The 23,906-nt window shown below is 69.5% G+C and carries 25 protein-coding genes and 1 pseudogene; 12 read left to right on the forward strand and 14 right to left on the reverse strand.

Annotated features, from left to right (window positions below):
* Nucleotides 1–42: 42 nt before the first annotated feature.
* Together sufB and ACIG5E_RS23520 are read right to left on the reverse strand one after the other, a co-directional pair.
* A complete protein-coding gene (sufB, locus tag ACIG5E_RS23515; protein ID WP_396536258.1) occupies nt 43–1,458 on the reverse strand; it encodes a Fe-S cluster assembly protein SufB in 1,416 nt (471 codons plus the stop codon).
* Nucleotides 1,459–1,467: 9 nt separating this feature from the next.
* Nucleotides 1,468–2,310, reverse strand: coding sequence for a helix-turn-helix transcriptional regulator (locus tag ACIG5E_RS23520; protein WP_396536330.1), 843 nt, complete (start codon nt 2,308–2,310; stop codon nt 1,468–1,470).
* A 164-nt stretch (nt 2,311–2,474) separates the two neighbouring features.
* Here ACIG5E_RS23520 and ACIG5E_RS23525 point away from each other — a divergent pair, with 164 nt between their 5' ends.
* Nucleotides 2,475–3,404: an ABC transporter ATP-binding protein gene (locus ACIG5E_RS23525; RefSeq protein WP_396536260.1), complete on the forward strand. Its 930-nt coding sequence runs from the start codon at nt 2,475–2,477 to the stop codon at nt 3,402–3,404.
* 65 nt (nt 3,405–3,469) lie between these two features.
* A complete protein-coding gene (locus tag ACIG5E_RS23530; protein ID WP_396536332.1) occupies nt 3,470–4,204 on the forward strand; it encodes an ABC transporter permease in 735 nt (244 codons plus the stop codon).
* A 67-nt stretch (nt 4,205–4,271) separates the two neighbouring features.
* Here ACIG5E_RS23530 and ACIG5E_RS23535 read toward each other — a convergent pair whose 3' ends face one another.
* Nucleotides 4,272–4,940 (reverse strand): LAETG motif-containing sortase-dependent surface protein, encoded by a 669-nt coding sequence (locus tag ACIG5E_RS23535; RefSeq protein WP_396536262.1) that lies wholly within the window; start codon nt 4,938–4,940, stop codon nt 4,272–4,274.
* Between the two features lie 319 nt (nt 4,941–5,259).
* The gene (locus ACIG5E_RS23540) at nt 5,260–5,385 is read right to left on the reverse strand and encodes an LPXTG cell wall anchor domain-containing protein (protein ID WP_396536334.1); all 126 of its coding nucleotides are present in this window, start codon (nt 5,383–5,385) and stop codon (nt 5,260–5,262) included.
* 188 nt (nt 5,386–5,573) lie between these two features.
* On the opposite strand from ACIG5E_RS23540, the gene ACIG5E_RS23545 reads away from it, so the two are divergent.
* Nucleotides 5,574–6,548, forward strand: coding sequence for a heme A synthase (locus tag ACIG5E_RS23545; RefSeq protein ID WP_396536264.1), 975 nt, complete (start codon nt 5,574–5,576; stop codon nt 6,546–6,548).
* 205 nt (nt 6,549–6,753) lie between these two features.
* Here the strand turns inward: ACIG5E_RS23545 and ACIG5E_RS23550 are convergent, their stop codons facing one another.
* The 7 genes and pseudogenes from ACIG5E_RS23550 to ACIG5E_RS23580 all read right to left on the reverse strand — a co-directional run bounded on the left by ACIG5E_RS23550 (nt 6,754) and on the right by ACIG5E_RS23580 (nt 12,043).
* Nucleotides 6,754–7,524 carry a PaeR7I family type II restriction endonuclease gene (locus tag ACIG5E_RS23550; protein ID WP_396536266.1) on the reverse strand — a complete coding sequence of 257 codons (771 nt, stop codon included), beginning with the start codon at nt 7,522–7,524 and terminating at the stop codon, nt 6,754–6,756.
* A 12-nt stretch (nt 7,525–7,536) separates the two neighbouring features.
* Complete coding sequence (locus tag ACIG5E_RS23555) at nt 7,537–9,213, reverse strand: Eco57I restriction-modification methylase domain-containing protein (protein ID WP_396536268.1); 1,677 nt, start codon at nt 9,211–9,213, stop codon at nt 7,537–7,539.
* A gap of 178 nt (nt 9,214–9,391) precedes the next feature.
* Complete coding sequence (locus ACIG5E_RS23560) at nt 9,392–9,835, reverse strand: NUDIX hydrolase (protein ID WP_396536270.1); 444 nt, start codon at nt 9,833–9,835, stop codon at nt 9,392–9,394.
* Nucleotides 9,828–10,001, reverse strand: a pseudogene (locus tag ACIG5E_RS23565) (HAD family hydrolase); the annotation flags it as partial. The gene ACIG5E_RS23560 and the pseudogene ACIG5E_RS23565, both read right to left, overlap by 8 nt.
* Before the next feature lie 35 nt (nt 10,002–10,036).
* Nucleotides 10,037–10,549, reverse strand: coding sequence for an NUDIX domain-containing protein (locus ACIG5E_RS23570; protein WP_396536272.1), 513 nt, complete (start codon nt 10,547–10,549; stop codon nt 10,037–10,039).
* A gap of 451 nt (nt 10,550–11,000) precedes the next feature.
* Nucleotides 11,001–11,213 carry a DUF397 domain-containing protein gene (locus ACIG5E_RS23575; RefSeq protein ID WP_396536274.1) on the reverse strand — a complete coding sequence of 71 codons (213 nt, stop codon included), beginning with the start codon at nt 11,211–11,213 and terminating at the stop codon, nt 11,001–11,003.
* Nucleotides 11,210–12,043 carry a Scr1 family TA system antitoxin-like transcriptional regulator gene (locus ACIG5E_RS23580; protein WP_396536276.1) on the reverse strand — a complete coding sequence of 278 codons (834 nt, stop codon included), beginning with the start codon at nt 12,041–12,043 and terminating at the stop codon, nt 11,210–11,212. Before ACIG5E_RS23580 ends, ACIG5E_RS23575 begins: the two co-directional genes overlap by 4 nt.
* Nucleotides 12,044–12,292: 249 nt before the next feature.
* Between ACIG5E_RS23580 and ACIG5E_RS23585 the strand changes: the two genes are divergently transcribed.
* From ACIG5E_RS23585 to ACIG5E_RS23595, 3 genes are all read left to right on the forward strand, one after another.
* Entirely contained in the window at nt 12,293–12,682 is a 390-nt protein-coding gene (locus ACIG5E_RS23585; protein ID WP_396536278.1) for an ATP-binding protein, read from the forward strand.
* A 230-nt stretch (nt 12,683–12,912) separates the two neighbouring features.
* Nucleotides 12,913–13,047 (forward strand): hypothetical protein, encoded by a 135-nt coding sequence (locus ACIG5E_RS23590; RefSeq protein ID WP_396536280.1) that lies wholly within the window; start codon nt 12,913–12,915, stop codon nt 13,045–13,047.
* Entirely contained in the window at nt 13,044–14,282 is a 1,239-nt protein-coding gene (locus ACIG5E_RS23595) for a methyltransferase domain-containing protein (protein WP_396536282.1), read from the forward strand. The genes ACIG5E_RS23590 and ACIG5E_RS23595 overlap by 4 nt, the downstream gene beginning before the upstream one ends.
* A 30-nt stretch (nt 14,283–14,312) precedes the next feature.
* Here the strand turns inward: ACIG5E_RS23595 and ACIG5E_RS23600 are convergent, their stop codons facing one another.
* Both ACIG5E_RS23600 and ACIG5E_RS23605 read right to left on the reverse strand, forming a co-directional pair.
* Nucleotides 14,313–14,459 (reverse strand): hypothetical protein, encoded by a 147-nt coding sequence (locus ACIG5E_RS23600; RefSeq protein WP_396536284.1) that lies wholly within the window; start codon nt 14,457–14,459, stop codon nt 14,313–14,315.
* Nucleotides 14,460–14,570: 111 nt separating this feature from the next.
* Nucleotides 14,571–14,909: a hypothetical protein gene (locus ACIG5E_RS23605; RefSeq protein WP_380413079.1), complete on the reverse strand. Its 339-nt coding sequence runs from the start codon at nt 14,907–14,909 to the stop codon at nt 14,571–14,573.
* A 72-nt stretch (nt 14,910–14,981) separates the two neighbouring features.
* Between ACIG5E_RS23605 and ACIG5E_RS23610 the strand changes: the two genes are divergently transcribed.
* Nucleotides 14,982–15,623, forward strand: coding sequence for a DUF2461 domain-containing protein (locus tag ACIG5E_RS23610; RefSeq protein WP_396536286.1), 642 nt, complete (start codon nt 14,982–14,984; stop codon nt 15,621–15,623).
* Between the two features lie 61 nt (nt 15,624–15,684).
* On the opposite strand, the gene ACIG5E_RS23615 is transcribed toward ACIG5E_RS23610, so the two are convergent.
* Nucleotides 15,685–16,632 carry a heme o synthase gene (locus ACIG5E_RS23615; RefSeq protein ID WP_396536288.1) on the reverse strand — a complete coding sequence of 316 codons (948 nt, stop codon included), beginning with the start codon at nt 16,630–16,632 and terminating at the stop codon, nt 15,685–15,687.
* 463 nt (nt 16,633–17,095) lie between these two features.
* Here ACIG5E_RS23615 and tkt point away from each other — a divergent pair, with 463 nt between their 5' ends.
* The 5 genes from tkt to pgl all read left to right on the forward strand — a co-directional run bounded on the left by tkt (nt 17,096) and on the right by pgl (nt 23,905).
* The gene (gene tkt, locus ACIG5E_RS23620) at nt 17,096–19,195 is read left to right on the forward strand and encodes a transketolase (RefSeq protein WP_396536290.1); all 2,100 of its coding nucleotides are present in this window, start codon (nt 17,096–17,098) and stop codon (nt 19,193–19,195) included.
* Between the two features lie 89 nt (nt 19,196–19,284).
* Nucleotides 19,285–20,427, forward strand: a complete 1,143-nt coding sequence (gene tal, locus ACIG5E_RS23625) for a transaldolase (RefSeq protein ID WP_396536292.1) — start codon at nt 19,285–19,287, stop codon at nt 20,425–20,427.
* A gap of 63 nt (nt 20,428–20,490) precedes the next feature.
* Nucleotides 20,491–22,047, forward strand: a complete 1,557-nt coding sequence (gene zwf, locus ACIG5E_RS23630; RefSeq protein WP_396536336.1) for a glucose-6-phosphate dehydrogenase — start codon at nt 20,491–20,493, stop codon at nt 22,045–22,047.
* On the forward strand, nt 22,044–23,120 hold the full coding sequence (opcA, locus tag ACIG5E_RS23635) for a glucose-6-phosphate dehydrogenase assembly protein OpcA (protein ID WP_396536294.1): 1,077 nt from the start codon (nt 22,044–22,046) through the stop codon (nt 23,118–23,120). The genes zwf and opcA overlap by 4 nt, the downstream gene beginning before the upstream one ends.
* Nucleotides 23,117–23,905, forward strand: a complete 789-nt coding sequence (gene pgl / locus ACIG5E_RS23640; RefSeq protein ID WP_396536296.1) for a 6-phosphogluconolactonase — start codon at nt 23,117–23,119, stop codon at nt 23,903–23,905. The genes opcA and pgl overlap by 4 nt, the downstream gene beginning before the upstream one ends.
* Nucleotide 23,906: the final 1 nt, after the last annotated feature.

Raw genomic sequence — 23,906 nt, forward strand, 5'->3', positions numbered from 1 at the left:
CTCTCTTCCTCGGAAATCAGTGGACGGCGGTGGCGGCGGGGGTCAGCCGACCGCGCCCTCCATCTGCAGCTCGATCAGCCGGTTGAGCTCCAGCGCGTACTCCATCGGCAGCTCGCGCGCGATCGGCTCGACGAAGCCGCGGACGATCATCGCCATCGCCTCGGTCTCGGTCAGGCCGCGGCTCATCAGGTAGAACAGCTGGTCCTCGCTGACCTTGGAGACGGTCGCCTCGTGGCCCATGGACACGTCGTCCTCGCGGACGTCCACGTACGGGTAGGTGTCCGAGCGCGAGATGGTGTCGACCAGCAGCGCGTCGCAGAGCACGTTGGACTTGGCGCCGTGCGAGCCCTCGCCGATCTCGATCAGACCGCGGTAGGAGGTCCGGCCGCCGCCGCGCGCCACCGACTTGGAGACGATGTGCGAGGAGGTGTTCGGCGCCATGTGCACCATCTTGGCGCCGGCGTCCTGGTGCTGGCCCTCGCCCGCGAAGGCGATCGACAGGGTCTCGCCCTTGGCGTGCTCGCCCATCAGGTAGACGGCCGGGTACTTCATGGTGACCTTGGAGCCGATGTTGCCGTCGACCCACTCCATGGTCGCGCCCTCGTACGCCACGGCGCGCTTGGTGACCAGGTTGTAGACGTTGTTCGACCAGTTCTGGATGGTCGTGTAGCGGCAGCGGCCGCCCTTCTTGACGATGATCTCGACGACCGCCGAGTGCAGCGAGTCGGAGGAGTAGATCGGCGCGGTGCAGCCCTCGACGTAGTGGACGTAGGCGTCCTCGTCGACAATGATCAGCGTCCGCTCGAACTGGCCCATGTTCTCGGTGTTGATCCGGAAGTAGGCCTGGAGCGGGATGTCGACGTGCACGCCCTTCGGCACGTAGATGAAGGAGCCGCCGGACCACACGGCCGTGTTCAGCGCGGCGAACTTGTTGTCGCCGGCCGGGATGACGGTGCCGAAGTACTCCTTGAACAGCTCCGGGTGCTCACGCAGCGCGGTGTCGGTGTCCAGGAAGACGACGCCCTGCTCCTCCAGGTCCTCGCGGATCTGGTGGTAGACGACCTCGGACTCGTACTGGGCGGCGACACCGGCGACCAGGCGCTGCTTCTCCGCCTCCGGGATGCCCAGCTTGTCGTAGGTGGCCTTGATGTCCGCGGGCAGGTCCTCCCAGGACTCGGCCTGCTTCTCGGTGGAGCGGACGAAGTACTTGATGTTGTCGAAGTCGATGCCGGAGAGGTCGGAACCCCAGGTGGGCATGGGCTTCTTGCCGAACAGCTTCAGGCCCTTGAGCCGCAGGTTCAGCATCCACTCGGACTCGTTCTTCTTCGCGGAGATGTCGCGGACGACCTCCTCGCTGAGCCCGCGCTTGGCCGCGGCACCGGCGGTGTCCGGGTCGGCCCAGCCGTACTCGTAATTGCCCAGGCCTTCGAGTTCCGGGTGCGAAACGGTGTCAGTCATGCGAGCTTCCTAACGCGCGGACGCAGAATCTTCGGTGGACGTACCGGCAGTCGGCGCTGCATCGGAACCGTTGCCCGCGGGGCGCTGGGCGGGCGACGATGCGGCACCGGGTGCCGGCACATAGGTGGTGCAGACCCCGTCGCCGTGGGCGATGGTGGCCAGCCGTTGCACATGGGTGCCCAGGAGCTGGGAGAAGACCTCGGTCTCCGCCTCGCAGAGCTGCGGGAACTGCTCGGCGATGTGCGCGACCGGGCAGTGGTGCTGGCAGAGCTGGGCGCCCGCCGGGGCCTTGGCCACGGCCGACGGGACACGCCGCACCGTGGCAGCGTACCCGTCCGCGCTCAGCGCCTCGGCGAGGGCCTCGGGCCGCTCCTGGGCCTCGGCCCGCCGCAGGGTCTCCTGGTACTTCTCGCCCTGCTTGCCGAACCGGGCGCGGGCGAAGGCGGCGACCGCCTCCTCGCCCGCCTTGCCGCCGCCCACCGCGTCCGAGATCCAGCGCAGCGCGTCGGCCGCGAGCTGGTCGTAGGCCTGGTAGAAGGCGTCCCGGCCGCCGTCGGTGAGGGCGAAGACCTTGGCCGGACGACCGCGGCCCCGGCTGCCGTAGACCCGCTGCTCGCGGGACTCGACCAGGCCGGCGGCGGCCAGTCCGTCGAGGTGGCGGCGGACGGCGGCGGCGGTGAGGCCGAGCCGGTTCGCCAGGTCGGCGGCGGAGGAGGGGCCGTGGTCCAGGATCGACCGGGCGACCCGGTCGCGGGTGGCGCGGTGGCCCTCCAGCAGCACCTCGGCCGCCGTCACGGGCACGTCGCAGTGGGAGACCGACTCGGCCTCCTGCTGCTGGGCGTGCTCGCGCATGTTTTTCACAACACCAGTGTTGCGTAATTACTTCCGCCAGGACAAGCCGTGACCCAGGCCTCACCGGTGTCATCTGTCACGCAGGTAAGCCTTACCTGACCAGCGAAAACGATCACCAAGGCCGGTGTCCGGTCTGCCCGTTCGGCCCTCTTAGACTCGCCGGTATGCACTCCGAACCCGCGGTAGAGATCGCCGGGCTGGTCAAGCGCTACGGCGACAAAGCCGCGGTGGACGGCCTCGACCTCACCATCGCACCCGGCGCGATCACCGCCGTCCTCGGCCCCAACGGCGCCGGCAAGACCACCACCATCGAGACCTGCGAGGGCTACCGCCGCCCCGACGCCGGCACCGTCCGCGTCCTCGGGCTCGACCCGGTCACCCAGAACGCCGCACTGCGGCCCCGGATCGGCGTCATGCTCCAGTCCGGCGGCGTGTACGCGGGCGCGCGCGCGGTCGAGATGCTGCGGCACACCGCCAGGCTGCACGCCCACCCGCTGGACGTGGACGCCCTGGTCGAGCGCCTCGGCCTCGGCTCCTGCGGCCGCACCACCTACCGCCGGCTCTCCGGCGGCCAGCAGCAGCGGCTCGCCCTGGCGATGGCCGTGGTCGGCCGTCCCGAGCTGGTCTTCCTCGACGAGCCCACCGCCGGCCTCGACCCGCAGGCCCGCCGCGCCACCTGGGAACTGGTCCGCGACCTGCGCCGGGACGGCGTCACCGTGGTGGTCACCACCCACCACATGGACGAGGCCGAACAGCTCGCCGACCACGTCGCCATCGTCGACCGCGGCAAGGTCATCGCGGGCGGCACCACCGAGGAGCTGTGCCGCGGCGGCGCCGAGGACGCCCTGCGCTTCGACGGCCCGCCCGGACTCGACCTCGGCCCGCTGCTCAAGGAGCTGCCCGCGGGCGCCACCGCCACCGAGACCGCCCCCGGCAACTACCGCGTCGAGGCGCCCGTCGACCCCAGCAGGCTGCTGGCCACCGTCACCGGCTGGTGCGCGGCCTCCGGCATCCTGCCCGAACGGCTGTCCGTGCAGCGCCGCAGCCTCGAAGACGTCTTCCTCGACCTGACCGGACGGGAGCTCCGCTCGTGACCACCGCTACGGACGTGACGTCCACGGACTACTCCCCGAAGCCGGGAGCGGCCCCGGTCGGCCGGATGCTGCTCGCCCAGACCGCCTTCGAGACCAGGATGCTGCTGCGCAACGGTGAGCAGCTGCTGCTCACCGTCGTCATCCCGACGGTGCTGCTGGTGCTGTTCTCCGCCGTGGACGTCGTCGCGGTGGAGGGCCCCGGCAAGCGGGTCGACTTCCTGGCGCCCGGGCTGCTCGCGCTGGCCGTGATGTCCACCGCCTTCACCGGACAGGCCATCGCCACCGGCTTCGAGCGCCGCTATGGCGTGCTCAAGCGGCTCGGCGCCAGTCCGCTGCCGCGCTGGACGCTGCTGACCGCCAAGACCGGCTGCGTGCTGGTCACCGAGGTGCTGCAGGTCGCCCTGCTGTCGGTGATCGCGCTCGCGCTCGGCTGGTCCCCGCACGGACTCGCCACACCGCAAGGGGCGCTGGCCGTCGCCGCCCTGCTGATCCTGGGCACCGCCGCCTTCTCCGGGCTCGGCCTGCTGATGGCCGGCACCCTCAAGGCCGAGGCCACGCTAGCCGCCGCCAACCTGGTGTTCATCCTGCTGCTGCTGGCCGGCGGGGTGATCGTGCCGCTGAGCAAGTTCCCGGGCGCCGTGCGGTCGGTGCTGGAGCTGCTGCCGATCTCGGCGCTCTCGGACGGCCTGCGCTCGGTGCTCCAGCACGGCGCCGGGGTGCCGTGGTCGGACCTCGGCGTCCTGGCCGGCTGGGCCGTCCTCGGCCTGGCCGCGGCGGCGCGGTTCTTCCGTTGGGAGTAGCCGCCGCATCAACGCGCGACGCCCCCGGCCAGTCCAGGCCGGGGGGCGTCGCGCATTCGGTCACACGTCAGCCCTGGCTGCCGCCGCGGCGCTTGCGGGCGAGCAGCACGAGCGCGCCGCCGACCAGCACCACGCCGCCGCCGACCGCCGCGATCATCGGGGTGGCGTCGCTGCTACCGGTCTGGGCGAGCGCCGGGGCGCTGGTGGCGGGTGCCGGGGCGGCCGTGGTCGTGCTGGGGGTGGGGGTCGCCGACGGGGTCTTGCTCGGGGTGGGCGTGGCCGACGGGGTCTGGGTCGGCGTCTGGGTCGGCGTCGGGGTGGGGGTCTTGGTGGGGGTCGGGGTAGGCGTCGGGGTCGGGGTGTGGCACGGCGCGATGGTCTTGGTCTCGTCGATGCTCCAGCCCTTCTCGGCCGGGGTTTCGGTGGTCTTGACCACCAGGTGTGCCGTGACCGGGGCGTCGTGGTCCTTCACCGGGTAGGTGCCGTGGAACTCCGCCGGGAACTCCTTGGCGTCCAGGACCTTCTCGTCGCCGACGGTGAGGCTGACGGTGTTCTTCACGTCGGGCTTGGGGCTGTAGTTGATCAGGTCGATCACGACCTTGTCGCAGGTCACCGACCAAGTCGGCACGTGCGCCGAGGCGTTGGTGGCCAGCGCCAGGGGCAGGAGGAATCCGGCCGCCGCCGTCCCGGCGAGTGCCGTCGCACCGATCCGAATGTGCCGCTGCTGTCGCGCCATTACGCTGTTCCCCTCCGAACGGTCTTGCGCAGCAGGCGTGTTGAAGTGGTTCGCGGTGGCCCGCTACGACATGTCCGGGGGACTCTACCGGCACTTCCGCACCGCGCCACACCCCGCCGTGCGACCGGATTTCGTCTGTCGGTCCGTTCCCGGATGTGCATGACCAGCCCATCACGGCTGTCACCTCGCAGAACACGGATTCGGCGAAGTTGAATGAACTTCGTCACTTTTGGAACACGACGGCGCCCCCGGCGATCAAGTTCAATCACCTGGGGCGCCTTGTCGATCAGTCGACGAACATGCGGATCATTCCGACCGGTCAGGCCTTCTTGGCCGCCTTGCGCCGGGCCGCCACCACGATCCCGCCACCGGCCGCGAGCACCACGACACCGCCGATCGCCAGCGGCAGCACCGGACCGGCGCCGGTGTGCGCCAGGTGCAGGATCTCCGCTTACGTGCGGGAGGAGTGGGAGCGGCCCGGAAAAGGTATGGACCAATCCGCACCCTTTCGGCCGAACGGGTGAATGGTCAAGACCATTGACCGCCTTGCCCGAACAGTCCGCTTTGCTCCCCGGCCGCTGCACCCCGCGCCCCGCCCCAAGATCGCCTGTAAGGCCGCCTACGATTGACCCCGTGCCTAACCCCTTCTCCCTGCTCGCCGAGCGCTGGCAGCCCACCGCCGCAATGGTCCGGCGCGCCACGTTCGCCGCGCTGGTGATGAGCGTGGTGATCGTCGTCACCGGCGGCGCCGTCCGGCTCACCGCCTCCGGCCTCGGCTGTACGACCTGGCCCCGTTGCACCGCCGAGAGCCTGACGCCCACGGCGGAAATGGGCTTCCACGGCATCGTCGAGTTCACCAACCGGATGCTCACCTACGTGCTGAGCGCCGCCGTCGGCTGGGCGATCCTGGCCGCCCGCTGCCACCGCCCCTGGCGGCGCAGCATGACCAAGCTCGGCTGGGCCCAGTTCTGGCTGGTGATGAGCAATGCCGTGCTCGGCGGCATCACCGTGCTCACGGGCCTGAACCCCTACACCGTCGCAGGGCACATGATCGCCGCGATGGCGCTCGTCTGGGTCGCCCTGCTGATGTGGGAGCGCAGCAAGGAGGGCGATGGCGCACCCAAGCTCTCCGTGGCCCGCCCGATCCACCAGCTCTCCTACGTCCTGGTCACGGTCGTCGGCCTGCTGGTCGCGGCGGGCACCCTGGTGACGGGCGCCGGCCACCACCCGGGCACCCCCCAGGACAACAAGATCGTCCCCCGCATCCCCATCGACTACGACAGGTTGGCCCAGTTCCACGCCGACTTCGCGTTCATCTCGGTCGGCCTGACCATCGCGATGATCTTCGTCTTCGCCGCGATCAAGGCCCCGCAGGCGGCCAAGTCCCGCACCAGGGAACTGCTGGCAGTTCTCCTCCTCCAGGGCGTCCTGGGTTTCATCCAGTACTTCACGGACGCCCCCGAGCTCATGGTCGGCCTCCACATGCTCGGCGCCACGCTGACGTGGATCGCCGCCCTCCGCATCCCCCTCGCCCTGCGCGTACGCGAGGCCGAAGAGGCCCCCACCGACGCCCCGGCCCCACGGACACCTGAGACCGCCACCGTCTGACCACAGGCCTGACGTACGGCGAAGGCCCCCATCCCTGGGGGCCTTCGCCGTATCCCGGCCCAGGCCTTCCCGAGCCCGAGAGTGATCATGTTGGTTGTTGCCGCCATCGCTCACTTCGCGACAACCCCCAGGTCCGGACGTTACGCCGTGATTCCACGATCCCGCCCGACCCATCACGTGCACAGCGCACGCATCGCTCACACAGTCAGCCTTGGCCGAGGTCCCTGGACAGCGTGCTGTGGGGCCAATGCGGCTTCGGCAGCCCCAGTTCCTGCAGGTAGCCGATCCGCGCGTTTATGGCAGCGGAGAAGTGCCTCCAGTCCAGACTGGCAATGGGCTCGCTCGGCTTCGGGTCGGTCGCGGACGACGTGACGTAGCAGACCGCGTCGTAGAGCTGCTCGGCCATCAACCGCTGGCAGAAGATCCCGAATCGCTCCTGGTAGGACTTGCCGCGCCAGATGTCCTCGACAGGGAAAGCCCCCTCGGCCGGCTTCACGGGCCGCCTCGATCCTTCCTCGTCCTGCATGATGAAGAAGTACCCGAGCCAGGGCTTCTCTCCGGGATAGAGGTCGGCCAACGCTGCCCTTCGAAGGTCGACGGCGCTGCCGAGCGCCTCTTCGACTCGGTTGTTGTAGTTGTTGCCGAAAGATGGCCCGCCCAGGGCCTTCAACTCGAAGGCGGCCACCAGCGTGTTCTCGTAAGCGACGACGACGTCCCACTGCTTCTGGGGCCTGTAGTAGCCAGGGAGCTCCAGGCGCTGGGACGTGGTGATCCGGATGCTCTCGCGCGGATAGCCCGCTTCGAGGAAGAATTTCGCCAGGAGGGCCGCGATGGAATCGAAGTGCTTGCCACCTCTGACAGAACCCGCGGTGCCAGCGCCGACTGCGGCCTTGATCGCCGACTGATCCTCCTGGGCCTGCTTGACACCCCAGTACGCCGCAACAGCGTCCTCGAAATCCTGGCGACTGACCGTCAAGGTCGGTTCCTCCTAATCGGGAAGCTCGGTAAGCCCGTAGACGCGCAGTGCCGCCTCGGTGGCCGCCGTCACATCCCGCGCGTCGAAGGCGTCTGCCAAGGCAGCACGGTCCTCCTCGGCGATGGCCGCCGGGTCCGGAACACGGATCTTGCGAAGGTACTGCGCCTGGAAGCGGAGCGTTCCCCCACGCATCTTGACCGCGTATGCCTCCACGAACGCCTCGGCCACCTTGGAGAGGAGCAGGCCACCGAGCACGCGCATGTCCCAGACGTCCGAGACGATGAAGTACAGGTTGTGGTGAGGGTACAACTTCCCCTCATCGAGCACCGGATGGATCGTCAGTTTCAGGTCCGGAAAGAGGAGCTTGGACCGACTCGTCAGTCTGTGGTCGACCTTGTCGATCGTCTTGTACCAACGGTCGGGCTGCTTGACTGCGACGTACCTCTTACGCAGGGCGCCGCTGTGTTGGCGGAAGTAGGCGGCGAGTTTCGGATAGGCGGCAAGGTCGACGAGTTCGCCCTGGGGGTTCCACGGATTGACCAGGCAGGACCCGCTCCAGTCGATGGAGCCGCTGGTGGTGTCTCGGACCATGGCCAGAGGCAGAAGCCGGTCCGGCTCAACCAGTTCGTGATCATCGGTGATGAAGACCTTGTCCGCTCCGGTCGCGACACCGATGCCGACGCGTGTCCCCGTGGTCTTGTCCTCCAGCAGCCGAAACCGGTCGCTGAGGTCTTCGAGAACGGCGAGCCTGGCAGGTGAGGCCGCCGGCCAGGAGTCCTCGCCAGGGAACCAGTGCGGCAGAGGGGCCGCCTGAAAGGAGGCCGTGGCGATCGGCTTCCGATCCTCGGCCTCGTACCAGGCGAGGAAGTCACGGGCCTCCGGCTCCCCGAAGGCGCGGGTCGTATCGGCGGCAACCGCGCCACCCTGCGTCTGACGGGAAATGATCGTGACAGCGGGGTACGCCGAGACCTGCTCCTGGAAGGCGTCCACGTCGTGCATCACCAGCGCCAGGTCCATGCTGAACTGCCTGGTCACCAGCTGGCGGAGCTTACGACCGTACTGGTTCCTCATCCAACGGTCTGCGCAGATGAAACCGAGCCGGCCCCCCGGCTGCAGGCTCCGGAGTGCAACCTCGTAGAAACCGATGTAGATATCGGCGCGGCCGCCCATCGTGGAGCAGGCGCTGCGGTAGGCGTCCATCCGGTCGTCGGGGACATCCTCCAGCCTGATGTAGGGGGGATTGCCAACGACGAAATCCGCACGGTGCTCGGCGTCAGCCTGGAGAAGGTAGTCGCCCTGTTTCACCCAGTACGAGGCAACCTTCCGAGCCTCACTCCGCTCCCAACCATCATCGTGGAGCCGTCGCTCGACGACTCCACGGCTCTCGGCCACGTTGCGCCCGAGCAGGTCGAACGCCTGGACAGCGTTCACTGCGTCGGTGATCGGACGACCATGGGCTCGACATGAGGCACTGATCCGTGAAGCGATCACGCCGAGGAACGCCCCTGCACCGCAAGCGGGCTCGACGAGCTTCAGCTCCGCGAGGTCCTCGTCCGGCGTGTAGCCGAGCAGATCGAGGATGAGCTCGACGACCCAACGGCGGGTGAAGACCTCGCCATGCTCGACTGCTTCCGCGGGGACCTCAGGCAGCGTCTGCTTGTCGATGTCGAAGAGCGCCAGATTTGCCACGACTCGACCCTACAGCGGGTAGCTCGGCGACTATCCCAAGCCTGACCACGATCAATTGACATTGAGCATCGAGAATGTCACTCCTTGTGCTTCTCTGTGCCGGGCCAAGGCCACCTGCCGCGAGCTACGGATGGAGGTGGTATCAGTGCCGATCGGGCAGCCAGGCGGATCGACGTCGTCACAGCAGGCGTCGGCCGTCGTGACTCCTGATGCTTGGTGTCGTGTCCTCCCGAAGCGCGTCCAGGACGCGTACGGCGTAGACCTCGGCCATGCGATCGGAGACCTCGTCCGGCGTGAGCCAGGCGACTTCGACCGACTCGTCCGAGAGCCGCTCCGCCCCGCTCTCCGGTCGGCAACGGAAGACGAGGGCGACAACCCCTCGGCTCACGTTCTTGTAGACCCCGGTCAGCCGCTCCACGCCGACCTTGATCCCGGTCTCCTCGTAGACCTCCCGGCGCACCCCGTCTTCAATGGACTCCGCCAGCTCCAGCACCCCGCCCGGAGGCTCCCAAGCCCCGTTGTCAGCCCGCCGGATCGCCAGCACCCGCCCGTCCTCGCGCACAACCACGCCAGCGACGGACACCGAGTGGAGCGGCGTGATAGCCCCGGGACTGTCACTCATGCCCGGAAGACCCGAAGTAGACCTTCTGCCACTCCAGCGAGGTCATCGTGAGAGCTGCCTGGGCGAGTTCCCGGGCAGAGTCGGTCTTCAGGCTGCCGAGGCTGCTGTCGATCCAGGGCTGGACGTTCTGGTAGCCCTGTTCCCGGTACTCGACCGCTTGGAGGAGGTATCGCTCGCTCGTTCCCTTCTCCGGTGGCACCATCACCAAGCCTCCACTCCGCCGCGCAGATACCGTGTGCCGCCGTCTGCGATTGCCCTGACAGCTGCGTTCAGGCGGTACCGCTGGCGAACCCGCAGCCGGTCGGCGACTTCCGCTGCAGGCAGGAAGACCGCCTCGGACAGTTCGTCATCATGTGGGCGAACCCGCTCGGCGCGAGCGGGTGGGAGGGTGCTCGCGTCGAAGATGAACGCGATCTGGTCATCCCACGGGCCGTGGGGTGCCACCCAGTCCACGACCAGCAGGCGATGGATCGTGATCTCCAGGCCCAATTCTTCGCGCAGCTCTCGCACAGCGGCCTGATCCGGTGGCTCGTTGGCCTCAGCCATCCCGCCGGGGAGGTCCCAACCCTCCTTGTAGGTCGGGTTGACGGTCAGGATGCGACCGGCCAGGTCGCGCAGGATCACGTCGGCTGAGACGCGCTTCCGGGCTTGCCTGGCGTTCCCCTCTGCGAGGTAGGCGTTCCAGGCTTCGGTGTCAGTAGGTGCAGGCCTCACGTTGAACCTCCCCGGGGCAACGGGATGATGTCAGCCAGCAGGACCTGCCGCGCTCTGCGCGCCTCATCACCGTGCCTCTCACGCCGTCGGCTCTGAAAGGCTGCTGAGGTTAGGACGAAGCAGGTCGAGGACATGGCTCCAGCTGTACTCATCGCGCGCTCCGCCGGACTTGGACTTGTGGGGCACGGAGTCGCCAACCAGGACGCCCATCGAGCGCAGTCGGGCCAGGCTCTCCGAATAGGCCGGGTGGGCCGCCAGGGCGGAGTTGACATAGGGCTGGACGGCGACGGGGATGCCGAGCCCGTACGCCTCGCAGAGGATTGGACTCCATCTGCTCTATGTGCCGCGGTGACTCACGGCTTCACCGACCTCGCTGGCCGAGACCACCGATCGGTGCGGAAAGGAGGCCGCTGCCCGATCGGACAGCGGCCTCCCGAACTCTCTCCGAGGTTCAGACCTCGTCGAATTCGCCGGCCCGTACGCCGGCGACGAACGACCTCCAGGCCCCTGCCGGGAAGACGAGAGCAGGGCCCTGCGGATCCTTGGAGTCACGGACGGGGACCAGACCAGGGAAGTTCGGGGTCACCTCGACGCATGACCCGCCGTTGTTGCTGTGACTGGACTTGAACCACGCGGCGCTGGACAGGTCTACAGGGGGGATCATGATGTTCCTCTCACGCCTTGCGAACTGCGGATCATCTCCAGCGACGCGGCCTTCGACAGCGCTTCCACCTGGAGCTGGTGGAAGTCCCGCTCCCAGGCCCGAGCAGTCGCGTTGTCCCGTGCGAGGAAGCCGCGCAACTGGCACTCCGAGTATGCCAGGAGTGTTCGATCCGGCATGTTCAACAGCGTCACCATCATGGTGAACGGCAGCTCCTCCGCGAGCGAGAACGGAGCGACCTGGATCGTCACGTTCGGGCGGGCGGCGAGGGCCTGAATGTGCTCCAACTGCCGTGCCATGACCTCCGGTCCTCCGACCGTCCGCCGCAACGCCCCTTCGTCCAGGACGAAGTGGAGCCGAGGAGCCGGGTGCCGATCAATCAGGCGCTGGCGAGTGATGAGGAAGTCCAACCGTTCCAGAGCCTGCTTCTCGTCGATGCTGCCACGCCGAACGGCGGCGGAGGCGAACGCTTCGGCGTAGTCCGGCGTCTGGAGCAGCCCGGGTACGACGCCCAGCTCGAAATGACGGATCTCGGTGGCCCGGGTCTCGTGGAGCGCGTACTCGGGGAACCCCTCCAGCAGGGAGGCGCGGGAATACATCCGCCACAACTCCTGGAAGGTGCCACCGGTTTCGAACACCTCATCGGCTTTCACCGCGAATTTGAGAGTGGCGGGCTTCTTCCCTCGTTCGACGTACGAGACCATGCCGTGCGAGTAGCCCATCAATTTACCGAGGTAAGCCTGCGACCAGCCCCGCGCCCTTCGCAGCCTGCGGATCTCGTTCCCGAACCGGATCGCGAGAGATGACGACTCGTCATATCGGTTCGATTCCACTGCTGCTCCCCCTTTGTGACATGGCAGGACAGTGAAGGTTGAGACCTGGCAATCGTAAGGGGAGGCGCGCCACCATGGCTACACCAGGTGAGGCGCCGATTGCGCCGAGCAACCTTCGGAGCTTCCATGCCTTCAGGACAGACACGTCCAAAGCCGTTCGGATTCGAGGCCCCACTGAGGCCCAACCAAACGGCTCTCACGGCCAGTCCGCCGCCGGCTGCCCAGTCGACCCCAGACATGAGCGCCAAAATGGCATCTGTCTGCCTGCCGTACCGGCCGGAGTCGGTGGCAGCTGCGCGCCGATTCGTCGGCGCGCAGCTGCGGGAGTGGGGGCTCGACGACTTGGTGGACGACGCCGCCTTGATCGTCAGCGAGCTGGTCACCAACTCCATCAAGACCGGCTGCCAGACGCGCATGCTCGTCGGCGTCCGCCGTCCGACCGACTGCACCGTCCGCATCCTCGTCGGTGACGGTTCCCGCTCGATGCCCGTGATGGTCCAGGCTGGGCCCAACGCCACGTCCGGCCGAGGTCTGGCGATAGTCCACCGACTCACCCACGGCCGCTGGGGCGTCGCCCTCCTCCCGTTCGGCAAGGTCGTCCATGCCGACCTCACGACACCCGCGCCGATCCCGCGGTGAACCGGCAACCTCCGCAGGACACTTACGCCCCCGACGACGCACCGCCGTCGTCATCCACCCTCGATCCCACGCGGGTCTGGGCCGCCTACGGCGTATCCGCCGCGGCCGGGCTGCATGTCGTCATCGCGGCCCTCGTACTGATCAACCGATCCCGCTGAACTCCCGGCCGCGCCGCCGATTCGGCGGCGCGGCCGGGATCACCAATGCTCATCAACACACAAGGAGGATCCATGGGTTGGGGAACCGACAAGTCCAGCGGCGGCAAGCACGGCGGTAAGAAGGCCCCCGGCACGAGCAAGCCGTCCCCCGACGGATCCCGGCCGGCGCCCGAGCCGAAGCACAAGAAGGACGAGAACAGCAAGTGACGGACCCCGTGCATCGACCGGAGCAGGCCGCCGTGCGCGGCCTGCTCCGGGCCGTCGGCGAAGCGCTCGACGGCCCGGTCCCCCGCGAGTGGCAAGCGGCGATCAAAGCAATCCCTCGCCACCGCTTCCTCCCCGAGCGGATCTGGCTGGAGGACGACCAGGGCGACTACGCACCCTGCGACCTCTCCACCGACCACGACCGCTGGTTCGAGGCGGCCTACGCCGACCTCCCCCTCGTCACCCAGGTCAACGACGGCCATCCGGCGGCCGATCCGGCCGATGCATGGCCGTCCTCCTCCGCCTCCGCTCCCTCGATCGTCGTCCGCATGCTCCGTGACCTCGACGTCCGGCCCGGGATGAACGTCCTGGAGATCGGCACCGGCACCGGCTGGAACGCCGCTCTCCTCGCTCACCGCCTCGGCCCCAAGCACGTCACCTCGATCGAGATCGACTCCGAGGTCTCCGAACAGGCCTGGGCCTCCCTAAACGCGACGGGCCTGGACGTGGATCTGATCTGTGGAGACGGTTCCCTGGGCTGGCCCCGCCGCCACCCGTACGACCGGATCATCTCCACCTGCTCCGTCCGCCGCGTCCCCTGGGCGTGGATCGAACAGACCCGGCCCGGCGGTATCGTCCTCACCCCTTGGGACAACCCCATGCTCTGCTGGGGACTACTGCGGCTCACTGTCCAACGCGACCAAGCCCAGGGCCGCTTCAGCCCGCACTCCGCGTTCATGTTGATGCGCAACCACCGGCAGGACCTGCGGATCTTCCGCGACGTCGTTCGGGACGAACACATTCCTGAAGAGTCCGAGACAACGCTCTCCCCCTGGGAGATCACGGGCGACCACTGGGTGGCCCGGTTCGCCCTCGGGCTGCGGCTGGGCGACGTGTGGACCGCCTGGGAGGACGACCCGGGCGTCGACGGCGTCGACGCCCGGCTCTGGGTCGCGACCACCGATGCCCGTTCATGGGCGGCCGTCGACCATGACGGCCGACACAACAAGCGCTTCACGGTCTGGCAGTACGGCCCACGCCGCCTCTGGGACGAGATCGAGGCCGCCCACCACTGGTGGGAAGAGCACGACCGCCCGGCCCCCACCCGCTTCGGCCTCACCGTCACCGCGGAAAGGCAGTGGGCCTGGCTGGATCAGCCCACCCAGTCCGTCCGGACACTCGACCACAAGGCGCCGCGCGGGTGCCCGTCTCGCCCAGTTCCACATCCACTGCCGTGAAGGCCCCGCACCCGGCCCGGGCCCGCAGGCCTATTCCGACCTACGGCCGGCGCGAACCACCGCGACGACGATCGCGAGAGGGAAGGACACCAGGAAGAGCGTCACCGCAGGCCACAGCGGATCGCCGTTGACAATCGCGTTCATGAGCGTGCGAAAGCCGACACTGATGATATGCATGCGCGTACCGTAGCGTCACCCGTCGCCAGTCCGTCCGGTGCCCCAGGCCAGCGAAACGGCCCGGCTCCCCCACCTGGGGAGCCGGGCCGTCGCCGTCAGCAAAAGGAGCGATCAGCCGCCGAGCTGGATGCCGGCCATCCGCTTCCACTCGTACGCGCCGGTCTTCACCTTGAGGCCCAGCTCGCCCTCGAAGTCGTCGTGCAGGGTGAGCCCGGCCAGCTCCGCCGCCCGGCGGCCGACGGCGTACGTGGGGGCCACCTGGTCGCCCCAGGCGCCGTCCGCGCCGACCACGACGATCCGGGTGGCCACGGCGCCGACGTACTCGACGACCGCGTCGGCGCTACCGCCGTGCTGCTGGGCGAAGCTGGTCAGGTGCTTGGCGATGCGCTTGGCGCGGCGCTCGGTACGGGCGTCCGGCGCGGCGGCGGTGGCGGTCTCTGCGCTGCTCATGCCCGCATGCTACCCACCGGTAAGCGACCTGGCGACGGGAGCACCCTGTGCACCGGGACACATACTTGAGACGTGACCTTCAAAGGCTGGCCGACCGAGGCGCTCGACTTCTACGAGCACCTGGAGGCCGACAATTCGAAGACCTTCTGGCAGGCCCACAAGGAGCAGTACGACGACGCCGTACGGGCCCCGATGGAGGCGCTGCTCGCCGAGCTGGAGCCGGAGTTCGGGCCGGGGAAGATCTTCCGCCCCAACCGCGACGTCCGGTTCAGCGCCGACAAGTCCCCGTACAAGACCCACATCGGCGCGCACCTGGAGTCCGGCGGCTACATCCAGCTCTCCGCCGACGGCCTGGCCTGCGGCAACGGCATGTACCAGCTCGCCCCCGACCAGCTGGAGCGCTACCGCGCCGCCGTCGCCGAGGACGTCAGCGGCGCCGAGCTGGAGCGGGTGATCACCCGGGTGGAGCAGGCCGGCCCGCAGGTGTCCGGCCGGGACAGCCTCAAGTCGGCCCCGCGCGGCTACGCCAAGGACCACCCCAGGATCGAACTGCTGCGGCACAAGGGCCTGGTGGCCTGGCAGGAGTGGGAGCCCGCGAAGTGGCTGGGCACCCGCGCCGCCCACACCCGGATCGTCGACTTCCTGCGCGCCTCCCAGCCGCTGCGGGACTGGCTGGACGGCCACGTCGGCCCGTCCGAACTGCCCAGCCGCTAAGCCCCCGGGAACGCGGAAGAGCCCCGGTCCGAAACGGACCGGGGCTCTTCCAGCAACACCTCTACTTCACGAACGGGTCGATCGCGCACACCACGAACAGCAGCGACAGGTAGGTGATCGACCAGTGGAACAGCCGCATCTCCTTCAGCTTGGCGCCCACGATCCCGGCCTTGGCCCGCCCGTACAGCGCGTGCGCCTCGCGCAGCCAGAACCCGCCGAGCAGCACCGCGGCGACGGGGTACAGCCAGCTCATGTGCCCCAGCGGCCACACCGCCAGGGAGACCGCCACCATCACCCAGGAGTAGGCGACGACCTGCTTGCCGACCGCAACGTTGCCCTTGATGACCGGGAGCATCGGCACGCCGGCCCGCTCGTAGTCGTCGCGCACCTTCATCGACAGCACCCAGGTGTGCGGCGGCGTCCAGAAGAACACCACCAGGAACAGCGCGACCGCCGCCCACGACACCGAGTTGGTGACCGAGGACCAGCCGATCAGCACCGGCATGCAACCGGCGATGCCGCCCCAGACGATGTTCTGCGAGGTGCGCCGCTTGAGCCCCAGCGTGTAGACGAACACGTAGAACAGCAGCGCGCCGAGCGCCAGTCCGGCGGAGAGCCAGTTGACGCCGAAGCCGAGCAGCAGGGTGGAGACGATCCCGAGCACGACGCCGAACACCAGCGCCTCGCGCGGCGACACCATCCCGGTGACGATCGGCCGCCGCTCGGTGCGGGACATCAGGGCGTCGATGTCGCGGTCGATGTACATGTTGAGGGCGTTGGCGCCGCCCGCCGAGAGGTAACCGCCGACCACGACCTTCAGCACCAGCAGCATGTTCGGCACGCCCTGCTGGGCCAGGAACATCACCGGCACTGTGCTCATCAGCAGCAGTTCGATGATCCGCGGCTTGGTCAGTGCGACGAAGGCGCCGACACGGGCCCCGATGGGCCGGTGCGCAGGAGTCGCCCCGGTGACCCCGGCGGGACGGGTTTCGACGGCGGTCACTAACACCCCAACTGAAGATGAATCCTCGCAGGCGTCCACAGGAACGAAGGGTCCCGAATCGTCCGCTCTGCGCGTACCACGCCACCTTAGACGCTCCATATATCCCATCCGGCTCCGGGGTCCCCCGGCGAGGCGGGTGGCACACCCCCGGGTCAACCGACTGGGTGAACCCACGAAGCGGCCCCGGCGCGCCTTCGCAACCCGTCCCGACCACCCGGGCGGCGCGCCCAGGCAAATCGGGAGAGCCTGGGACAAAACAAGTCGGAACGCCCTAGTGGGAATCACCATGCGGAAATCCCGGTTGTCCCGGCACGGAGGGTGAGCCCCGGCCCGGACGGTAGGCTCGCACGCAGAAGCGGGATCTACCCTCCGTGACCGGCACCATCCACAGTCGGGACCACAGCGCCGTGGCCGACCCGGTCCCCATTCACGGGGTCACTCTTCACAATGGAAGGAGCCCTGAGACAGGGTGAGCACTGCGCCGACGAACGCATTCGAGTGGAGCGACCTGGATGAGCGCACGGTTGACACGGCGCGCGTCCTGGCGATGGACGCTGTCCAGAAGGTCGGTAACGGGCACCCCGGGACGGCCATGTCCCTGGCTCCCGCGGCCTACCTGATCTTCCAGCGCTTCCTGCGCCACGACCCGACCGACCCGGCCTGGGTCGGCCGCGACCGCTTCGTCCTCTCCCCCGGGCACACCAGCCTGACGCTCTACACCCAGCTGTACTTCTCGGGTTACGGCCTGGAGCTGGACGACCTCAAGGCCTTCCGGGTGGCCGGCAGCCGCACCCCGGGCCACCCCGAGCACGGCCACACCGCGGGCGTGGAGACCACCACCGGCCCGCTCGGCCAGGGCATCGCCAACGCGGTCGGCATGGCGATGGCCGCCCGCTACGAGCGCGGCCTGTTCGACCCGGAGGCGGCCGCCGGGGAGTCCCCCTTCGACCACACCATCTGGGCCATCGTCTCCGACGGCGACCTGGAGGAGGGCATCTCCGCCGAGGCCTCCTCGCTGGCCGGCCACCAGAAGCTGGGCAACCTGGTCGCCCTCTACGACGACAACCACATCTCGATCGAGGGCGACACCGAGACCGCCTTCTCCGAGGACGTCCTCAAGCGCTACGAGGCGTACGGCTGGCACGTCCAGCGCGTCACCCCGAAGGCCAACGGCGACGTCGACGTCGAGGCCCTCGCCGATGCGCTGGCCGCCGCCAAGGCCGAGACCTCCCGCCCGTCGATCATCGCGATGCGCACGATCATCGCCTGGCCGGCCCCGGACGCCCAGAACACCGCCAAGGCGCACGGTTCCGCGCTCGGCGCCGCCGAGATCGCCGCCACCAAGAAGGTCCTGGGCTTCGACCCGGAGAAGACCTTCGAGGTCAGCGACCAGGTCATCGAGCACGCCCGCCAGGTCATCAAGCGCGGCAAGGCCGCCCGCGACCAGTGGCAGCAGGGCTTCGACGCCTGGCGCACCGCCAACCCGCAGCGGGCCGCCGAGTTCGACCGCATCCAGGCCGGCGAGCTGCCCGAGGGCTGGAAGAAGGCCGTCCCGTCCTTCCCGGCCGGCAAGGACGTCGCCACCCGCAAGGCCTCCGGCGAGACCCTCAAGGCGCTCGGCGCGGTGATCCCGGAGCTGTGGGGCGGCTCGGCCGACCTCGCGGAGTCCAACCTCACCACCATCGACGAGGACAGCTCCTTCCTCCCCGAGGGCAACCCGCTGAAGTCCGCCAGCCCGTTCGGCCGGACGATCCACTTCGGCATCCGCGAGCACGCCATGGGCTCGACCATGAACGGCATCGCCCTGCACGGCAAGACCCGGATCTACGGCGGCACCTTCCTGGTCTTCGCCGACTACATGCGCCCCGCCGTCCGCCTGGCCGCCCTGATGAAGCTGCCGGTCACCTACGTCTGGACGCACGACTCGATCGGCCTCGGCGAGGACGGCCCGACCCACCAGCCGGTCGAGCACATGGCCTCGCTGCGCGCCATCCCGGGCCTGTCCATGGTCCGCCCGGCCGACGCCAACGAGACGGCCGTCGCCTGGCGCACCGTCATCGAGCGCCAGACCAGCCACCCCGGCCCGGTCGGCCTGGCGCTCACCCGCCAGAACGTCCCGACCTTCGACCGCGAGGTCTTCGCCTCCGCCGAGGGCACCGCCAAGGGCGCCTACGTGCTGGCCGAGGCCTCCACCGGCGACCCGCAGGTGATCCTGCTGGGCACCGGCTCCGAGGTCCAGCTGGCCGTCCAGGCCCGCGAGGTCCTGGAGGCCGAGGGCATCGCGACCCGGGTGGTCTCGGTCCCGTCCTTCGAGTGGTTCCAGGAGCAGGACCAGGCCTACCGCGACAGCGTGCTGCCGCCGTCGGTCAAGGCCCGCGTCTCGGTCGAGGCCGGCATCGCCCAGGGCTGGCGCGAGCTGGTCGGCGACCACGGCCGGATCGTCTCGCTGGAGCACTTCGGTGCCTCCGCCGACTACAAGGTGCTGTTCGAGGAGTTCGGCCTGACCGCCGAGCGCGTGATCGCCGAGGCGCACAACGCCCTGCGCTCCCTCGAAGCCGTCAACCGCTAAGCGCGTCCGGGCCGCGTGCCCGCCCGCACGCGGGCACGCGGCCCCCTCTGACTACCCCACGAAGCAGAAGAAAAAGGGACTGAAGCACCATGACTGACGCACTGAAGCGCCTCAGCGACGAAGGCGTTGCGATCTGGCTGGACGACCTCAGCCGCACGCGGCTGAACTCCGGCAACCTGGCCGAGCTGGTGCAGAACAAGCACGTGGTGGGCGTCACCACCAACCCGACCATCTTCCAGAAGGCCATCGCCGGCAGCGGCGACACCTCCTACGACGGCCAGCTGCGCGACCTCGCCGTCCGCGGGGTCACCACCGACGAGGCGATCCGCATGATCACCACCTCGGACGTGCGCGACGCCGCCGACGTGCTGCGCCCGGTGTACGACGCCTCCAACGGCCGCGACGGCCGGGTCTCCATCGAGGTCGACCCGCGCCTGGCCCACGAGACCGCCCCGACCGTGGCCGAGGCCAAGCAGCTGTGGTGGCTGGTCGACCGCCCGAACGTCTTCATCAAGATCCCCGCCACCAAGGCCGGCCTGCCCGCCATCAGCGAGGTCATCGGCCTGGGCATCAGCGTCAACGTCACGCTGATCTTCTCGCTGGACCGCTACAAGGCCGTCATCGACGCCTACCTGACCGGCCTGGAGACCGCCAAGGCCAAGGGCCTGGACCTCTCCCAGATCGAGTCGGTCGCCTCCTTCTTCGTGTCCCGCGTGGACACCGAGATCGACAAGCGCCTGGACAAGATCGGCGGCGACGCCAAGGACCTGCGCTCCAAGGCCGCCCTGGCCAACGCCCGCCTCGCCTACCAGGCGTACGAGGAGGTCTTCGGCTCGGTCGACGGCAAGAACGACGGCAACGCCCGCTGGAAGGCCCTGGAGGCCGCCGGCGCCAAGCCGCAGCGCCCGCTGTGGGCCTCGACCGGCGTCAAGGACCCGGCCCTGCCGGACACCCTGTACGTCACCGAGCTGGTCGCCCCGGGCACCGTCAACACCATGCCCGAGGCCACCCTGGACGCCACCGGCGACCACGGTGTGGTCAGCGGCAACACCATCGTCCCCAACTACGCCGACGCCAAGGCCGTCCTGGACGCCATCGCGGCCGCCGGCGTGGACTACGACGACGTGGTCCAGGTCCTGGAGGACGAGGGCGTGCAGAAGTTCGAGCAGTCCTGGCAGGAGCTGCTCGACACCGTCACCGCCTCGCTGGCCTCCTTCGCCGGCGAGAAGTGACCCCCGCTCACACACTCAGCGCACGAAAGCGGAGCACACCAAGTGAGCACTGATTTCCCCGAGTTGACGTCGGAATCGGAAGCGGACGACCTCCCGCCCTCCCCCGTCAACCCGCTTCGTGACCCCTCTGACCGGCGGCTCCCGCGCATCGCGGGGCCGTCCGGCCTGGTCATCTTCGGGGTCACCGGCGACCTGTCCCGCAAGAAGCTGATGCCGGCCATCTACGACCTGGCCAACCGTGGCCTGCTGCCGCCGGGCTTCTCCCTGGTCGGCTTCGCCCGCCGCGAGTGGGACAACGAGGACTTCGCCCAGGAAGTCCACGACGCGGTCAAGGAGCACGCCCGGACCCCGTTCCGGGAGGAGGTCTGGCAGCAGCTCGCCAAGGGCATGCGCTTCGTCCACGGCACCTTCGACGACGACGACGCCTTCGACAAGCTGCGCGAGACCATCGCGGAGCTGGACAAGGCGCAGGGCACCGGCGGCAACTTCGCCTTCTACCTGTCCGTCCCGCCGAAGTTCTTCCCGACCGTCGTCCAGCAGCTCAAGAAGCACGGCCTGGCCGACCCGCCGCAGGGCTCCTGGCGCCGCGCCGTCATCGAGAAGCCCTTCGGCCACGACCTGGAGAGCGCCCAGGAGCTCAACAAGGTCGTCCACGAGGTCTTCCCCCGGGACGAGGTCTTCCGGATCGACCACTACCTGGGCAAGGAGACGGTCCAGAACATCCTGGCGCTGCGCTTCGCCAACCAGATGTTCGAGCCGATCTGGAACCGGTCGTACGTCGACCACGTGCAGATCACCATGGCCGAGGACATCGGCATCGGCGGCCGGGCCGGCTACTACGACGGCATCGGCTCCGCCCGTGACGTCATCCAGAACCACCTGCTGCAGCTGATGGCGCTCACCGCCATCGAGGAGCCGGCGTCCTTCCACCCGAAGGCGCTGGTCGCCGAGAAGCTCAAGGTGCTCAGCGCCGTCAAGCTCCCGGCCGACCTCGGCCGGCACACCGTCCGCGGCCAGTACGCGGCCGGCTGGCAGGGCGGCGAGGAGGTCGCCGGCTACCTGGACGAGGAGGGCATCGACCCCGACTCCAAGACCGACACCTACGCCGCCATCAAGCTGGAGATCAACAACCGCCGCTGGGCGGGCGTCCCGTTCTACCTGCGCACCGGCAAGCGGCTTGGCCGCCGGGTCACCGAGATCGCGGTGGTCTTCCAGCGCGCCCCGTACCTGCCCTTCGACTCCTACGCGACCGAGGAGCTGGGGCAGAACGCCCTGGTCATCCGGGTCCAGCCGGACGAGGGCGTGACGGTACGGTTCGGCTCCAAGGTGCCGGGCACCTCCTTCGAGGTCCGGGACGTCACGATGGACTTCGCCTACGGCGAGTCCTTCACCGAGTCCAGCCCGGAGGCGTACGAGCGGCTCATCCTCGACGTGCTGCTCGGCGACGCCAACCTGTTCCCGCGTCACCAGGAGGTCGAGCTCTCCTGGCAGATCCTCGACCCGATCGAGCGGTACTGGGACACCCACGGCAAGCCCGCCCAGTACGCGGCGGGCACCTGGGGCCCCACCGAGGCTGACGAGATGCTCGCACGAGACGGCAGGAGCTGGCGCCGGCCATGAAGATCGACCTCACCAACACGACGTCCAGCAAGATCAACGCCGCGCTGATGGAGGCGCGCCGGACCAGCGGCTCCACCGCCGCCGGCATGGTGCTCACCCTGGTGATCGTGACCGACGAGGGCAGCGCCTACGACGCCCTCAAGGCCGCCAACGACGCCTCCCGCGAGCACCCGATGCGCACCCTCGCGGTGATCAAGCGCGCCGGCCGCTCGCCCCGGGCCCGCGCCGAGACCCGGCTGGACGCCGAGATCCTGGTCGGCTCGGACGCCGGTTCCGGCGAAACGGTCGTCCTGCGCATGCACGGCGAACTGGCCTCGCACGCCCAGTCGGTCGTCCTGCCGCTGCTGCTGCCGGACGCCCCGACCGTGGTCTGGTGGCCGGACAACGCCCCGCTGCACCCGGCGCAGGACCCGCTGGGCGCGCTCGCCCAGCGCCGGATCACCGACGCGGTCACCGCCGAGTCCCCGGTCGGCCAGCTCGCCCAGCGGGCCCAGAGCTACACCCCGGGCGACACCGACCTGGCCTGGACCCGGATCACCGGCTGGCGCTCCATGCTGGCCGCCGCGCTGGACCAGCGGCCGTCCGCCATCACCTCCGTGATGGTCGAGGGCGAGTCCTACAACCCCAGCGTCGAGCTGCTCGGCCTGTGGCTGCTCAACCGGCTGCACGTGCCGGTCGAGCGGGTCGTCACCGGCGGCCCCGGCATCACCGCGGTGCACCTGCGCACCAAGGACGGGGACATCACCCTGGACCGCCCGGACGGCCTGATGGGCACGCTCTCCATGCCCGGCTCGCCGGACCGTCAGGTGGCGCTCAAGCGGCGCGAGACCTCGGAGCTGATCGCCGAGGAGCTGCGCCGGCTGGACCCGGACGACATCTACTCGACGGCCGTGCGCACGCCCGTCGAGCGGCTGCGCGAGCACGACGACACCGCCCCGGCGGCCGCCGAGCAAATCGCCCAGGCGGTCGAGGCCTCGGTGGCCGAGGCGGACGGCGGGCCGGTCGAGGCGGACAAGAAGCCCGCCGCGAAGAAGGCCGCCGGCAAGCGCGCCCCCGCCAAGGACGGCGCATGACCAGGGCCACCCCGCAGCTGGTCGTCCACCGGGACAAGGAGCTGATGGCCCAGGCGGCCGCGGCCCGGCTGATCACCCGGATCGTGGACGCCCAGGCCGCCCGCGGCACCGCCTCGGTGGTGCTCACCGGCGGCCGCAACGGCAACGCCCTGCTGGCCGCGATCGCCGCCTCCCCGGCGCGCGACGCGGTCGACTGGGGCCGGCTGGACCTCTGGTGGGGCGACGAGCGCTTCGTGGCCGCCGCCGACGGTGACCGCAATGCCGTCCAGGCCCGCGCCGAGCTGCTGGACGCCGTCCCGCTCGACCCGGCGCGGGTGCACGAGATGCCCGCCTCGGACGGAGTGGACGGCTCCGACGTGGAGGCCGCGGCCGCGCGCTACGCGCAGGAGCTGGCGAAGGCCGCCGGACCGGGCGACCGGCTCGGCGTCCCGGCCTTCGACGTGCTGCTGCTCGGCGTCGGCCCGGACACCCACGTCGCCTCGCTCTTCCCGGAGCACCCGGGCGTGCGGGAGACCGAGCTGACCGTGGTCGGCGTGCGCGGGGCCCCCAAGCCCCCGCCGACCCGGATCTCGCTCACCCTCCCGGCGATCCGGGCGGCCCGCGAGGTCTGGCTGCTGGCCGCCGGCGAGGACAAGGCGGGCGCGGTCGCGCTGGCCCTGTCCGGCCCCGGCGAACTGCAGGCGCCCGCCTCCGGCGCGTACGGCCGCAGCCGCACCCTGTGGCTGCTGGACCGCGCCGCCGCCGAGCGGATCCCCGCCCAGCTGTACCCGCCGGCCTCGGCCTAGC

Origin of the sequence: Kitasatospora sp. NPDC053057 (assembly GCF_044546945.1) — a bacterium.
GTDB lineage: Bacteria > Actinomycetota > Actinomycetes > Streptomycetales > Streptomycetaceae > Kitasatospora.